A 13,884-nucleotide genomic window follows, 5' to 3' on the forward strand; every position below is an offset into this window, starting at 1 on the left:
CCGCTGTTCCATCGCAATCATCCGCCCCGTGCGCCGATGAGCCAATGAATCACCAAATCGGCAAACGCGGTAGGTTCTTGCGGGTCCAGCTGCGAGCTGGAGCCGATAAGATCGCAACCGGTCCGGTCGCTACCGGGCGGTATCTTCAAGATTGTCGCATGAACGAGAGTTGTGCGGATTGACAATCTTACCGACCGGTAAGTAATATCCATTTTGTCGAGCACGGCGTTAGACCGGGCCGTGAGGAAACGCCGATGAGAAGATCGATCCCGATCAAGGCGCTCCCCCGGACGGGAGCGGACGGAAGCCGCGCGCAGAGCGTGCGCCGCATCGTCTATGAGCGGGCGCTCGACCTCTTCGACAGCAAGGGTTTTCGCGCCACCTCGATGAACGACATCGCGGATGCCTGCGGGGTCAGCAAGCCGGCAATCTACCATTACTACCGCAACAAATCGCATCTGCTCGAGACTCTCTACGAAGACGTCACGGTGGAGTTCTTCAAGACGATGGAGGCTCTAGCGCATTCGCCGGGCGGTGCGGCGGCGCGTCTTGGCCGGCTTGTCGAGACGCAGGTGCTCTACAACATCGAGAACCGTCGCTTCCTGACGATCTTCTGGCGCGAGCGCCATGAATTCGATGCCCCATCGCGCAAGGGCCTTGCCGCCCGCGAGCGCGAGTTCGAAGCCTGGGTCAGGCACGTCATCGAGGAAGGCCAGGCAAGCGGCGAATTCCGTATGCAGGATCCCCAGATCGCGATGCTCGCGATCCTCGGGCTGCTGTCGACGGTGCATCGTTGGRCAGCCCATGCAGGAGCCACTCCTCAGACTATCGCCACCGAACTCGCTCGTTTGGCGCTTGACGGGGTCGCGCTTCGAAGGGGCGCCGACGGCGAGGATCACGACAGGTCGAAAACGGCCGCGCAAGGCGCATCCGCGCTTAAGCGTCCAGACGCGCCGGAGAGCGCATCAACCGAGGAAGACAAGGGTGAGCAACATGATGCTGGAGGGCAAACGGGTCCTCGTCACCGGCGGCGCTAGCGGCATCGGGGCAAGCGTCGCCCAGATCTGCGCGGAAGCCGGTGCCCGGATTGCGGTTCTCGATCTCGACGAGGCGACGGCGTCGGCCGCCGCCCGGCAACTATGCGGCGCCGGCCATCTCGGCTACGCCTGCGACGTCTCGATCGCTGCCTCGGTCGATGCGGGCTTCGCGGCCGTCGAGCAGGCCTTTGGCGGCATCGACGCCGTGGTCAACTGCGCCGGAATCTGGCGCCCTTCGTCGGACGGGCCGATCACCCGCGTCACGGACGAGACCTGGGACAAGATCATAGCGGTCAATCTGACCGGCACCTTCTATGTTTGCCGTGCGGCCGTCGCGGCCATGGAAAGAGGGGGCGGCGGCAGCATCGTTACGGTCGCCTCAGTCGTCGCTGTGACAGGCTGGGAAAAGCTCAACGCCTATTCCGCCTCGAAGGGAGGCGTCCTCTCGTTCTCGCGCGCCCTCGCGATCGAGTGCGGCTCCAAGAACATCCGCGTCAACTGCATCTGCCCGGGCGTGATTGAGACGCCAATGACACAAAAGACGTTGGCCTACTCCAAGCCGACCGTCCTCCCCATCGGACGCCTGGGTCGGCCGGAGGATATCGCCCGTACCGCCGCGTTCCTTTGTTCCGACTGGTCGTCCTTCACAACGGCTTCGACAGTCATGGTCGATGGAGGCTTCAGTGCAGCCTGAAAGCGCGGGACTGCCCTATTTGCTGTCGGATATCGTGGCCGACAATGTGCGCTGGGCGCCAGATGAAGCCGCGCTGATCTTCGGCACGCGCATCCGTAACTGGCGTGAATTCGCTGAAGACATGGCCGCGATCCAGAACGGTCTCGCGGCACTGGGCATTGGGCATGGCAGTCGTGTTGCCGTGCTTGACCGCAACAGCGACGATTATGTGCTGCTCGGCTATGCTCTGGCCGGCATGGGCGCCGTCCTGGTGCCGGTCAATATGTGGCTGCGCGCCAATGAGATCTCCTACATCCTTAACAACTGCCAGCCCCGGCTGGTGGTCACTAGCCCGGAATTCCACGCTCTGACGAAGGAAGCGATCGAGCCGCTCGCGGATAAGCCGACGATCGTGCTGCGCGGCCCGGCGCAGGATGGCGTCGTGGCTTTCGCTGCGATGACCGCGATGGTTCCAAACAAGCCGGTCGCGCGGGCCCGAAGCTGGGACGATCCGCATCTCGTGCTCTACACCTCGGGCACGACCGGGCGGCCGAAAGGCGCAGTCATCTCGCATCGGCGCACAATTCTGGACGCATTGAATGCGCTGCCGGTCTTCGGCATCAAGCGGGGTGAGCGGTTTTTCTGCTACATGCCGCTCTTCCACACCGGCGCCTGGGACTACCTCAAGATCTATTTCATTCAGCGCGGCGCGGCCGTGATCGCCGAGCGCTTCGAGCCCGAGAGCGCGGTCGCGATGATAGAGACACATCGGTGCAACGGCATGTTCGGCGTCCCGCTGGTGTTGCGCCAGATGGTCGAATCCAAAGCCTGGCCGACGAGTGACATGAGCGCGATGAAGCTCATTGCCTATGCCAACTACGACCCTTCGACCTTGATCCTGAAGATCGTCGATGCCTTTCGCGAGCGCGGTGCAGTCGGGATCGGCATCGCGAACGCCTACGGGTTGACCGAAGGCGGGCCGTATATCTGCATCAACCGGCCGGAAGAGGCGCTCGACCAGCCGCTCTCGATCGGCCGGCCGGTTCCCGGCACGCAGGTCGCGCTGCTCGACGACGCCATGAATGAGGTTCCCCAAGGCGAACTCGGCGAGATCTGCATCCGTTCGCCTGCGCTGATGAGCGGCTATCTCAACCGTCCGGAGGCGACGCAGGAGGCCTTTGCCGGCGGCTGGCTGCACACCGGCGATCTCGGTCGCGTCGATGAGAAGGGACTCGTCCACCTCGTCGATCGCAAGAAGGACATGATCCGTTCCGGCGGCGAGAACATCTTCGCCAAGGAGGTTGAACTCACGCTGATCGCTCACCCGAAGGTTCGAGATTGTGCTGTTTTCGGCCTGCCGGACGATGATTATGGCGAGCGTGTCGTCGCCGCTATCGTGCCTGAGCCTGAGAGCGGCGCGAGCGCCGAGGAACTGATTGCCTATGTCCGCGCCACGATCGCGGGCTTCAAGGCGCCGCGGCAGGTCGTCTTCATGGACGAACTGCCCAAGACCCCTGCGGGCAAGATCAAGAAACACGAGATCAAGAAGAAGCTGGCGGAAACTGCGGCCTGAAACGCCACGGCACGACCGGTTCTTGTGTTCACAACGGGAGGATAAAAAATGAAGCAGTTTCTGGCAACGCTATCATTGTGCCTTGCTGCCGGCCTTTCGGCCGCGGCAGCCCAGGAGATCGCCATCGGCGATCTTCACCCCATCACGGGCCCTGCCACCTTCTATGGCCTGCCCGAAAGCCGCGGCATCCAGCTCGCAGCCGAGCAGATCAACGCCGCCGGCGGCGTCAAGATCAGCGACAAGGCCTACAAGCTGAAGGTCGTGACCGAGGACGACCAGGCGAGCCCGACCGTGGGCGTGGCCGCACTGCGTAAGCTGATGGCGGCCGATGTCCGCTTCATCATTGGACCGCTGGCGAGCGGCGTGGCGCCGGCCCTCAAGCCGATCATCGAGCGCAGCGACAAGGTCACGCAGATCATCGACGGCTCGATCGCCGACGAATTGACCAACGGCAAGAATATCTTTCGCAACCAGGCGACCGTGAGCGGCTACAATGTCGCGGTCGTCGACCTTTTCAAGGCGCGCAAATTCGGGTCGGTCGCTATGATGACCGACCGCTTCCATGCCGGCTTCATGGGCTCGCAGGCAAAGCTCTCGGCAGATCTCAAGGGGCTGGGCGCGACAATCCTCGGCGAGGAATACTACAAGCTCAACGATACCGACTTCTCCGCCGCGCTGACCAATCTGAAGGGCAAGAACCCGGCCGTCCTGCTGATCCGGGGCTATCCGGCCGAGGGCGCGCTGATCACCAAGCAGGCGCGACAGCTCGGCTTCAACGGCCAGATCGTTTGGGAAATGGTCTCGCCACCTTCGACCGTCCTGAAGAACATCTCGGCAGCGGAGATGGAGGGTGTGTTCAACTGCATCCCGCCCACCACCGAGGATTACGTCAAGCTGGGCGACGACAAGGCGAAGGCGCTCGACGCCGCCTACCGCGCCAAGTTCGGCGACRCACCAGGTGAACTGACCGCGCTCTCCTTCGACGCCGTGCACATGCTCAAGGCCGCCTTCGAGAAGGCGGGCTCGATCGAGAACGCCGCGGTCAACAAGGCGCTGACCGAGCTCAAGCTGGCAGAGGTGCCGGCGCTGGTGACGAAGTACAGCGCCCAACCGGACGGCAAGCTCTTCGACGACAAGGGTCAAGTCGATTTGCGCGGCGTCGTTAGCATCTGGAAGGGCCAGGCGTGGGAGCCGCTCGCCAAGGTCCCGCAGTGACTTGGCAGCACTGAACCAGAGGTCTTCACCATGCTCGAACTCCTTCCTCAGCAGCTGGTCAACGGTCTCGCCCTTGGCTCGACCTATGCGCTCGTTGCGCTTGGGCTCACGCTGATCTTCGGCGTGCTGCTGATCCCCAACTTCGCGCATGGCGAATTCTACATGCTCGGCGCCTTTGTCACATATGCCCTTGTCGCGGCCGGAATCAACTTCTGGCTCGCGATGCTCATCTCGGTGCTGTGCATCATGATGCTTGGCTGCCTCGTCGATCGGCTCGTGTTCCGGCCGATCGATACGGCGCCACCCCTCTCGCTGATGATCTCGGCACTTGCGGCTTCGATCATCCTGCAGCAGGTCGCGACGCTGATCTGGGGCACGGAGGCACGTACCATTCCCGCCCCGCTGACAGGCGTGATCCGGACCGCGTTCTTTGCAGTCACGCAGCTCCAGCTCCTGGTGATGGGCAGCCTCGCGGCCGCGTTCGCTGCGGTCTGGTTGGTGCTGAACCGCTCCCGGCTCGGGCTCGCGATCCGCGCCACGGCGCAGAATCGCGACGCGGCGATGCTGATGGGCATCTCGATGGTGAAGGTCCGCTTCGCGACCTTCGCCATCGGCGCAGGTCTCGGCGCGATCGCTGGAGCGCTTCTCGGAGCGACCTTTCCGATCTATCCGGCCATGGGGGTCAATCCGGTGCTGAAGGCCTTCGTGGTACTCGTCCTGGGTGGCATCGGCAGCCTCTGGGGCGCCGTCTTCGGCGGGTTGGTGCTGGGTGTCGCCGAGGTTCTGGTCGCTGGCTACATCGCAAGCGAGCTTCAGGACATCGGTGCCTTTGCCATCCTCGTCCTCGTGCTGCTCGTGAGGCCGCAGGGACTGTTCGGCCGCGCCCAGGTGGAGCGCTGATCATGGCCAGCATGCCCCTTTCCAGATCGGCCTTCATCGCATCGTTCATCTTCGCGCTGGCCGGCGGTCTGACGCTGACCCTCAACGACTACTTCGTCTATGTCGTCACCATTGGCGCGATCTTCGCGACTCTGGCGGTTGCCTTCGACGTGCTGCTCGGCTTCACCGGCTATCTCTCGCTCGCCCATGGCGCGCTCTACGGGCTTGGCGCCTATGCCTGCGCGCTCCTGACGGCGCGCTACGGCCTGTCCTTCTGGGCAGCCCTGCCGCTGTGCGGCGCACTGACGGGGGCGGCCGGCGCGCTAATAGCGCTACTCGCCTTCCGTACCCGTGGCCTGTATTTCGCGGTGTTGACGCTCGGCATCGGCTTGATCGGGCACCAACTCTTCCTGGTGCTGCCAGGACTGACCGGTGGCGTCGGCGGCTTTGTCGGCATTCCCGGGCCGGAGCAGCCGGCATGGCTGCCGCTGCGCACGACGACTTATTGTGCGCTGCTCGCGCTGGGCCTGCTCTTCGCCACGCTGATGGCTGCCCTCGCCTTCGTGCGCTCGCGGCTGGGTGCCGAGTGCCTCGCCGTGCGCGAGGACCTGACGCTGGCGCAGGCGCTGGGCATCCGCGTCGCCTCCGCGAGGCTCGCAGCCTTTACCTTCAGCGCCGTGTTCGCCGGGCTGGCGGGCGCGCTGTTTGCCGCGATCTCCTCCTTCATCGCGCCCGAGAGCTTCACCGTGCTCGGGACCGGCTTCCAGCTCGTCGCGCTGGTCGTCGTCGGTGGCATGGGCACGCTCTGGGGCCCTATCCTCGGCGCGGCCCTGCTGACGGCGTTGCCTGAGGGATTGCGGGTGGCGGCGACGCTGAGCCTGCTTGCCTATGGCGTGCTTCTGCTCGTGTTCATCATCTTCGCGCCCCAGGGCATCGCCAGCCTGATTTCGCGGGGTGCGCGTCGCCTTGGCGGACGGGAGCGCGCGCCATGAGCCTGCTCCAGATCCGCGACATCGAGGCGCGCTTCGGCGGCGTCGTGGCACTCGCCGGCGTCTCGCTCGACGTGCCCGAAGGCATGATCTTCGGACTGATCGGGCCCAACGGCGCCGGCAAGACCACCCTGATCAACATGGTCTCGGGGCTGATCGCCCCGAGCGCCGGCCACATCGTCTTCGACGGAGCGAAGGGCCCCTGGCCGATCGCGAAGACGGTTCGGCGCGGCATCGTGCGCACCTTCCAGCAGACGCGGGCCTTCCTCGGGCTCACCGTTCGCGAGAACCTGCGCATCGCCTCGGTCCACTCGCCCGATCCGGCCTGCGTCGACGAACTGATCGAGGCCTGCAATCTCGGCGATGTGCTCGACCGCACGGCGCGCGACCTGCCCTACGCGACGCTGCGCCATCTCGGCATCGCGCTCGCCTTGGCGCTCAGGCCGCGCCTCCTCTTGCTCGACGAGCCGGCGGTGGGGCTGACGACGGCCGAGGTCGAAAGGCTGGGGGCGCTGGTTCGCCGCTGGAATGCAACCGGCATCACGGTCCTGCTCGTCGAGCACAATGTGCGCTTCCTGATGGAGGTGTCGCAGCGCGTGGCGGTGCTCGATCGGGGCCGCCTGCTGTTCGAGGGCACGCCCGAGGAATGCCAGGTTGAGCAGAAGGTGATCGACGTCTATCTCGGACGGAGGGCTGCCGATGCTGAGGATTGAAGGGCTGCGTGCCGGCTATGACCGGCTCGAGGTGCTGCACGGACTCGGCTTCGAGGTCCAGGCCGACGACCCGACGGTGGTGATGGGTGCCAACGCTGCCGGCAAGACGACGTTGTGCCGCGTCTTAACCGGCCTGATCCCAGCCTGGGGCGGCACGATCCTGCTCGATGGCGAGGAGATCACGCGGCTGTCCTCGGCCGACCGGGTGAAGCGCGGCATCGCCCTCGTGCCCGAGGGCCGCCAGGTCTTCGGCGACATGACCGTTCGCGAGAACCTGCGGCTGGGCGCCTATGTCCATGGCGAACCGCGCACGAACGACTACGACGCCGTCTTCGCGCTGTTCCCGATCCTGCTCGAACGCGAGGGCCAGCGTGCCGGGCTGCTTTCGGGCGGCGAGCAGCAGATGCTGGCGCTGGCGCGCGCGCTGATGTCGCGGCCGCGCCTTCTGCTTCTCGACGAGCCCAGTCAGGGTCTCGCCCCGAAGGCGGTCGATCAGGTCGCCCAAGCCGTCAATCGCATCGCCGAGACCGGCGTCGCGATCCTGCTCGTCGAGCAGAATCTGGCGCTCGCGCAGATGATAGCACGCCACGCGGTCGTGCTCGAAACGGGTACCTGCGTCGCCGACGGACGGGCCAGCGAGATCATGGCCTCGAACGCCATCCAGGACAGCTATCTCGGCAAGAAGAGGACACAACGATGAGCTATCACAACAAGTTCGTGAAGGTCGAGGTCGATCGCGGCCTCGCCGTCGTGACGCTGGACCGACCCTCCGCCAATGCGGTGAGCCTCGAGGTCTATGACGAGTTGCGTCGGACTTTCCACCGGCTCGGCGAGGACAACGACCTGCGAGTCGCGGTGTTCACCGGCGCCGGCAAGGTCTTCTGCGGGGGCAACGACGTCAACGACTTCGTTGATCTCGATTTCGACCAGGCGACCGAGTATCTCGCCCATGTCCGCCTGACCTTCAATGCGATGTATGATTGCGCCATCCCCATCGTCGGCGCGATCAACGGCGCCGCCGTCGGCACCGGCATCGTGCTGGCTTCGCTCTGCGACATCCGCATCGCCTCCGAGAAGGCGAAGTTCGCGCTGCCCGAGATCGATGTCGGCGTGCTCGGCGGCTCGCGCCATGTCATGCGCCTTGCCGGGCAGGGGATGACCCGGCTCATGATGTATACGGGGCGGCGGCTCTCTGCCCAGGAAGCGCTGCAGGCGCATATCGTCGATCAGGTGGTAGCCCCTGAGGACCTGATGCCGACGGCGATGGCGTTGGCGGAGGAGATTGCCAGCAAGAGCCCGCCGGCCATCAGGCTGGCCAAGCAGGGGTTGAACCGCACTGAATTCATGACCCTCAAGGAAGGCTATGAGTTCGAATGCACGCTGACGGCCGCCGTACGGCGGACGCCCGAAGCCAAGGAAGGCGCGCTCGCCTTCCTGGAAAAGCGCGCGCCCTCTTATGCGACGCGGGGTTGACGCCGATGTTCGAGGTCGAGTGTGAAGGCGAGGTGGCCGTCATCCGGTTCAACAACCCTCCGGTCAACGCCGTCAGCTTCGCTCATTGGCGGACCTTACCGGGGATTATCGCGGGGCTGGAGCGGGATGGCGTTGCTGCGATGGTCTTCACGGGGCTGCCGCACAAGCACTTCTGCGGCGGCAATGATTTTAGAGAGTTCGCCGCGCTGACACCCGAGGAGACGCTTGCCGGAACCGGTGCCGTCCGCGACGGCATGAAGGCGGTGCGCGAGAGCACGATCCCCGCCATCGCGGCCATTCATGGCGCGGCGATGGGGTCGGGCTTTATGCTCTCCTGTGCTTGCGACATCAGGCTAGCGACAGCAGACGCCAGGCTGGCTTTGCCCGAAGTCAAGGTTGGCGCCTTTGGCGGTTACCGGATTGTACGAGAGGTGCTCTCGCAGGGAGAGGCGCGGCTTCTGGCCTATACGGGTCAGCCCCTCTCGGGCACGCGGGCGCATCAGATCGGTCTCGTCCAGGAGCTAGCCGACACACCGGCGCGCGTTCTAGAGCGAGCCGTTGCGCTCGCGCATGAGATGGCGAAGTTACTGAAAGGCCGTCTGCGCGCAGAGATAAAGTCCTGCCTCAACCGTGAGGACGAAGAGAACCTATGGACAGCTTACGAATTTGAGCGTGATCTTGCCGCGAACGTAATGGGTACTGCAGCAGGATAGTCGGACTGGATCGTCGTGTTCTTCGAGGCGCCAGTTCCGGACATGAGATGTCTGCCCACTAGGGGACATTCGACGGTCGCCTCACTGCAGACCACCGGCGCGGCGGGTTCAAATTGCGGGCGGCTGAAAGCCGTGGCCGCCCTCGGCCTTCACTTACTGGACTGTATCGTTCCGAGCGTGAGGTCTCGACCTGTTCGGAGGAGTGGCGCCACGAGTGCGAGGTCGCGTTCCTGGCGGGGCTCACTCTGGCGCAGCGCAATCAGGCGCTCGAAGGCGAGAAGGACGGCATGCGGGGCATGAAAAGCATTCTGGGCGACGCCGCGGTCGCTCGCAAAATCCCGCATTGCCGAAGCGGCGGGGATCGGACTGGACGATGCTCCGAGATCGCGGCCGCGCCCTAGGCGCGCTTCTTGGGTGTTTCGCCGATCGTTACCGTCAAGCTTCCGAGGCCCTCAATCGTGCCGACCAGGACATTGCCCGGTAGGACCGCGCCAACCCCGTGAGGTGTGCCGGTCATGATCAGATCGCCGGGTTCGATCGCGTAGTATTTCGACAATGTCGCAATGATTTCAGGGATGCGCCAAATCATCAGCGAAAGGTCCGAATCCTGCTTCGCGTGGCCGTCGACCTCAAGCTTGATGCGACCACTCGCTGGATGCCCGACCCGCTCCACCGGATGGATTGGCCCACATGGCGCCGAATGGTCAAAGGACTTCTTCAGCTCCCAGGGGAGACTCGGTCCTGCTGGCGTGTCCCGTAGCCGCCTGCGAGTCATGTCCAGGCAGATTCCGTAGCCATAGACATGCGAGAGCGCCGACTCCTGAGAGACGTCGTAGCCGCCTGACTTCATCGCGACCAAAAGCTCGAGCTCGAAATGGAAGTCATCGGTCATAGGCGGGTAGGGCACGACGCCGGCATTCTGCACCACCGCATCGGCCGGCTTTTGAAAGATCAGTGGAAAATCGCGTGTCTCGTTGCCACCCATCTCGCGCACATGAGCGACGTAATTGCGGCCGACGCAGTAGATTCGCCGAACGGGAAAGCGTGCGGATGTGCCGATGACGGGCAAGGTCGTCGCCAGCGGCGCTCGGACGGCGAACTCGTCGGTGTTCATGAGGACCTGCGATATTGTCGAAAGAGATACGAGCATAGACGGCAGGTTGTGGCTGTCTATCAGGCGAATGCCGACCGGGGCCACAACCGCGGCGCGCCCGACTCGACGCGAACATGTGACCGTTGCCTTCCGTCCTCGCCCGTTCGAACTTTCACAACTGGTTCGGCCATCTTCAAGAGGCTGCTTGGGAACGGTCCCTACAGCCAGACGTTGTCTGCACATTGCCATGTGCCCCTCAAGTCCGGGGGATGTTGCTGCTTATAGAGGACGTCGAAATGAAGACACTCCAGGAAGCTTTTGAGCACACGCTGCAGGACATTTACTGGGCTGAGAACGCCCTTCTCAAGGCGCTGCCAAAAGTCGCCAAAGCGGTAGGAAGCGCCGAGCTGAAACAGGCATTCGACGATCACATGAAAGAAACAAAAGGCCATGTGACGACACTCGAATCCGTGTTCAAGTCGTTGGGCCTGAAGGCCAGTGGCGAGAAATGTGATGCTATGGCCGGTCTACTGAAAGAGGCGGACGGTCTTATCGAAGAGGCAGAAGGCCACGCACGCGACGTCTGTTTGATCGGCGCCGCACAAGCCGTCGAGCATTACGAGATTGCCCGCTATGGAACACTGCGCGAATGGGCGAAAGTCCTGGGGCACACCGAAGCGCACGAGCTTCTGACGTCGATCCTAGACGAGGAAAAGGCGGCAAATGCCAAACTGACGACGCTGGCGGTGACAACGGTTAACGGGTCCGGATCAACCAGCAAGAAAAAACTGACGAACTGACGTTCGCCAGGGATCCAGGATAGCTCGGTGTGGCGGGATATCGCCGCCACACTCGCGGCGCGCCCGAAACGATTCGAACTTGTGACCTTTGCCTCTTCGGGCCTCGCTCCTTCTCAATATCCCGCATCGCCGATTGGCTGGGGCTCGCGCCACCCGAAACGCGTGCCGGGGCGCGGCTCTTGGAGCCTACCGACCAGCAGCCGCTTCGAACTTATCGATGAAACACCTCTGGATACGCGAAGAGACCAGGGGCACCGCCAGTGTGCCAGAAGACGATAGTTTCACCGCGAGCGACGGCTCCATTCGTGACCAAGGACAGAAGGCCTGCCATGGCCTTGCCGGTATAAACCGGGTCTAGCAGAATCCCCTCTGTGCGGGCCACTAACTCGACAGCTTCTGTCATTGCTGCAGTGGGCTGGCCGTATCCGGGACCTACCTGGGAGTCGTCGATGTCTAAGACAGCCATGGTTTCGCGTTGACGACCTTCGAGAGCAAAAATCTCCTCAACCAAACCGGAAACGATCGCGCGCGCTTGCTCCGCTGAGCGCGAGACGCTGATGCCATGCACGCGGCAGGGCAACCCCGCCTCCTCGACGCCCGCCAGAATGCCGGCATGGGTGCCGCCGCTCCCGGTCGGCAGAACGATATGGTCGATGCAGCAGCCTTCATCCTTTGCCTGGGCCGCCAACTCCAGAAGCGCGTCGCGATAGGCGAGGCTCCCGAGCGCATTCGAGCCGCCGACCGGGATGAAGTAGGGCCTCCGCCCCTGCGCCGTCAGTCCGGCCATCGTCTCTGCAGCGATTGCGGAACTGTCCTCGCTCGAAGCAAGGACGCGGATCTCCGCGCCGAACACCTTGTCGAGCAGCCAGTTCCCATTCGTTCGATAGGCATCTCCCCGGTTCGCCACCAAGTCGCTCAAGAGCAGCAGGCAACCCAGTCCGTGTCGTGCGGCCGCCGCTGCGGTCTGGCGAGCGTGGTTCGACTGGATCGCGCCCATTGTCACGAGCATATTGGCGCCGCTCTCCAATGCGTCGGCAACCAAATATTCGAGTTTCCTCGCTTTGTTTCCGCCTCCGGCAAAGCCGGTGCAGTCATCACGCTTGATCCAGATCGCCGGGGTTTGGTCATTGCTGGTCAGAGCCTGTGACAGGCGTGGTAGCCGTTCGAACGGTGTAGGCAACGTCGCCAGCCGGACCTTGTCGCGTTCATTCATGTAAGCAGGCTCCCACCCCTCATCCTGTCAGCGACGCTATCATACAACCGGGATGATGATCCGGTGGTTTGCTTCTGCCTGCCGGCTGTGCGTCACCGACGCAGAAGATCCGCGCCACACTCGCGGCGCGCCCGACACGATTCGAACGTGTGACCGTTGCCTCTTCGGGCTTTGCTCCTTCGTTTTGCGGGCAGAGATCGATCGCTATGCCGCGTTGAGGCGAAACTGAAATGAAAAGGCCCGGCCCCCTTTCGGAGTGCCGGGCCGGTGACCGTCGTCGCCTGCTGGCGAACGGCCGCTACTGAATTCCATGGCTACCTGCCGATCGGGCGCTGCCGGTACATCCGCGGCTCGCTTCCTGATCGGCGGTAGAAGAAGGGAGCCAGCGGGGGGTGTATGCCGGCTCCCTTCGATGGTCATCTTGGCAGAGAACCATCACCGCCGCCGCCTAGTAACAAGCAACGGCTGCGCTGCCACAACGAGGTAGCCTCAGCGGAGTTCCCACCCGTCMAGGTTAGAATTGGTCCTCCGGGGCAGTCCCGTGCAAAGTGTAAAGGTGAGGTCGCACGGCCGCGGTTCTCACAGCGRCGAGACCGCCCTGCAAGGCGGGTTCGTCGGAAGCGGCGGCGGGGGTGCTGGCGCCCACCTGGTGCCCCCGTCGTCGCGGATTTCTAAGCTGACGCTATTTTCGCTAGCGACGGTCGGAATCGCCTTCACCGGCCTTGCCGCGACAACCGAAGTCGCAAACGCTGTCGTTTACTGCAATATATCGGATATCCCGGTGGGTGCGTCGCGCGGCCCGGTGTTCGTCTCGTGGCTCGGCCCGGCACGGTTGGTGCCGTTACAGCGAACCCGTCCCGGCATTCGCAACGGTGGGGTCAACAAAGTCGGCGTTCGCCGCTAGTGGTTTGATCGACACCGGGGAACCCTGATTGGGCTGGCCCGTGCGTCGGGATGATCTGCGAGATTGCTGGATGCCAACAGGTATCAGCATCAAACCCCTCAGGCCAAGTTGACGGCGCACCTTGTCGGATCGCCTCCGTCTCCTTACGTCAAGGAGACGGAGGAACACGCTATGTGGTTTCGTCTTGGTCTCATCATCGCGGCACTAGTGGCCAGCCCCTCGATGGCGTTTGCCTATAAGATCATAGGGAATGGCTGAAGCAACTGAACGCACCGTAACGGCTTACGATGCTTGCGGTGCGTGCAGTTGCTTTCGTGAGCGCCAGAAAGGCTGCGCATCGGGAGTTACCTTTTTCCTCAGCCTATCTCGCTATGATCGGATATCGCGTTCGACGAGGCGGCAGGCCAGAGCCCGATGACGGAAGCTGGATGGCAGGAGCTGTTCTGCCGTGAACCAGAAACCCGCTAACGGCGCGAGGCGCCGCTCGTGCGGAGCATGCGAGAGACGGCCGACATGGTGGAGTAAGAGTGAGCCGTCGGTGGGTCGAATTGCTCTCAATTATTTTGTCGAGCGTTCACCTGTTGGCATCAGCATGCTCGCCATGGGCAA

The 13,884-nt window shown here is 63.5% G+C and carries 14 protein-coding genes; 12 read left to right on the top strand and 2 right to left on the bottom strand.

All coding sequences use genetic code 11. From position 1 onward, the window contains the following. Nucleotides 1–254 precede the first annotated feature (254 nt). The 11 genes from AC1DVA_RS24425 to AC1DVA_RS24475 all read left to right on the top strand — a co-directional run bounded on the left by AC1DVA_RS24425 (nt 255) and on the right by AC1DVA_RS24475 (nt 9,666). Nucleotides 255–1,037, top strand: coding sequence for a TetR/AcrR family transcriptional regulator (locus tag AC1DVA_RS24425; RefSeq protein WP_476807571.1), 783 nt, complete (start codon nt 255–257; stop codon nt 1,035–1,037). Then, nucleotides 994–1,731: an SDR family NAD(P)-dependent oxidoreductase gene (locus AC1DVA_RS24430; RefSeq protein WP_476807581.1), complete on the top strand. Its 738-nt coding sequence runs from the start codon at nt 994–996 to the stop codon at nt 1,729–1,731. The genes AC1DVA_RS24425 and AC1DVA_RS24430 overlap by 44 nt, the downstream gene beginning before the upstream one ends. Continuing rightward, a complete protein-coding gene (locus tag AC1DVA_RS24435; protein ID WP_476807572.1) occupies nt 1,721–3,283 on the top strand; it encodes a class I adenylate-forming enzyme family protein in 1,563 nt (520 codons plus the stop codon). The genes AC1DVA_RS24430 and AC1DVA_RS24435 overlap by 11 nt, the downstream gene beginning before the upstream one ends. 48 nt (nt 3,284–3,331) lie before the next feature. Further along, complete coding sequence (locus tag AC1DVA_RS24440; RefSeq protein ID WP_476807573.1) at nt 3,332–4,498, top strand: ABC transporter substrate-binding protein; 1,167 nt, start codon at nt 3,332–3,334, stop codon at nt 4,496–4,498. A 30-nt stretch (nt 4,499–4,528) separates the two neighbouring features. Continuing rightward, nucleotides 4,529–5,398 carry a branched-chain amino acid ABC transporter permease gene (locus AC1DVA_RS24445; RefSeq protein WP_265055404.1) on the top strand — a complete coding sequence of 290 codons (870 nt, stop codon included), beginning with the start codon at nt 4,529–4,531 and terminating at the stop codon, nt 5,396–5,398. Nucleotides 5,399–5,400: 2 nt separating this feature from the next. Beyond that, nucleotides 5,401–6,369: a branched-chain amino acid ABC transporter permease gene (locus AC1DVA_RS24450; RefSeq protein ID WP_476807574.1), complete on the top strand. Its 969-nt coding sequence runs from the start codon at nt 5,401–5,403 to the stop codon at nt 6,367–6,369. Further along, complete coding sequence (locus AC1DVA_RS24455; protein WP_265055406.1) at nt 6,366–7,079, top strand: ABC transporter ATP-binding protein; 714 nt, start codon at nt 6,366–6,368, stop codon at nt 7,077–7,079. The genes AC1DVA_RS24450 and AC1DVA_RS24455 overlap by 4 nt, the downstream gene beginning before the upstream one ends. Next, nucleotides 7,066–7,779 (top strand): ABC transporter ATP-binding protein, encoded by a 714-nt coding sequence (locus AC1DVA_RS24460; RefSeq protein ID WP_265055407.1) that lies wholly within the window; start codon nt 7,066–7,068, stop codon nt 7,777–7,779. The genes AC1DVA_RS24455 and AC1DVA_RS24460 overlap by 14 nt, the downstream gene beginning before the upstream one ends. Next, nucleotides 7,776–8,552, top strand: coding sequence for an enoyl-CoA hydratase-related protein (locus AC1DVA_RS24465; protein WP_476807575.1), 777 nt, complete (start codon nt 7,776–7,778; stop codon nt 8,550–8,552). The genes AC1DVA_RS24460 and AC1DVA_RS24465 overlap by 4 nt, the downstream gene beginning before the upstream one ends. Nucleotides 8,553–8,557: 5 nt before the next feature. Beyond that, entirely contained in the window at nt 8,558–9,265 is a 708-nt protein-coding gene (locus AC1DVA_RS24470) for an enoyl-CoA hydratase/isomerase family protein (RefSeq protein ID WP_476807576.1), read from the top strand. Nucleotides 9,266–9,378: 113 nt separating this feature from the next. Further along, nucleotides 9,379–9,666: a DUF7696 family protein gene (locus AC1DVA_RS24475; protein WP_476807577.1), complete on the top strand. Its 288-nt coding sequence runs from the start codon at nt 9,379–9,381 to the stop codon at nt 9,664–9,666. Here AC1DVA_RS24475 and AC1DVA_RS24480 read toward each other — a convergent pair. Continuing rightward, nucleotides 9,663–10,379: a fumarylacetoacetate hydrolase family protein gene (locus AC1DVA_RS24480; protein WP_476807578.1), complete on the bottom strand. Its 717-nt coding sequence runs from the start codon at nt 10,377–10,379 to the stop codon at nt 9,663–9,665. The genes AC1DVA_RS24475 and AC1DVA_RS24480 overlap by 4 nt on opposite strands. Nucleotides 10,380–10,654: 275 nt before the next feature. Here AC1DVA_RS24480 and AC1DVA_RS24485 point away from each other — a divergent pair, with 275 nt between their 5' ends. Then, on the top strand, nt 10,655–11,158 hold the full coding sequence (locus AC1DVA_RS24485; protein WP_476807579.1) for a YciE/YciF ferroxidase family protein: 504 nt from the start codon (nt 10,655–10,657) through the stop codon (nt 11,156–11,158). Between the two features lie 211 nt (nt 11,159–11,369). Here the strand turns inward: AC1DVA_RS24485 and AC1DVA_RS24490 are convergent, their stop codons facing one another. Further along, on the bottom strand, nt 11,370–12,371 hold the full coding sequence (locus AC1DVA_RS24490) for a D-cysteine desulfhydrase family protein (protein ID WP_476807580.1): 1,002 nt from the start codon (nt 12,369–12,371) through the stop codon (nt 11,370–11,372). Nucleotides 12,372–13,884: the final 1,513 nt, after the last annotated feature.

Source organism: Allobosea sp. P4_C6, assembly GCF_056402015.1.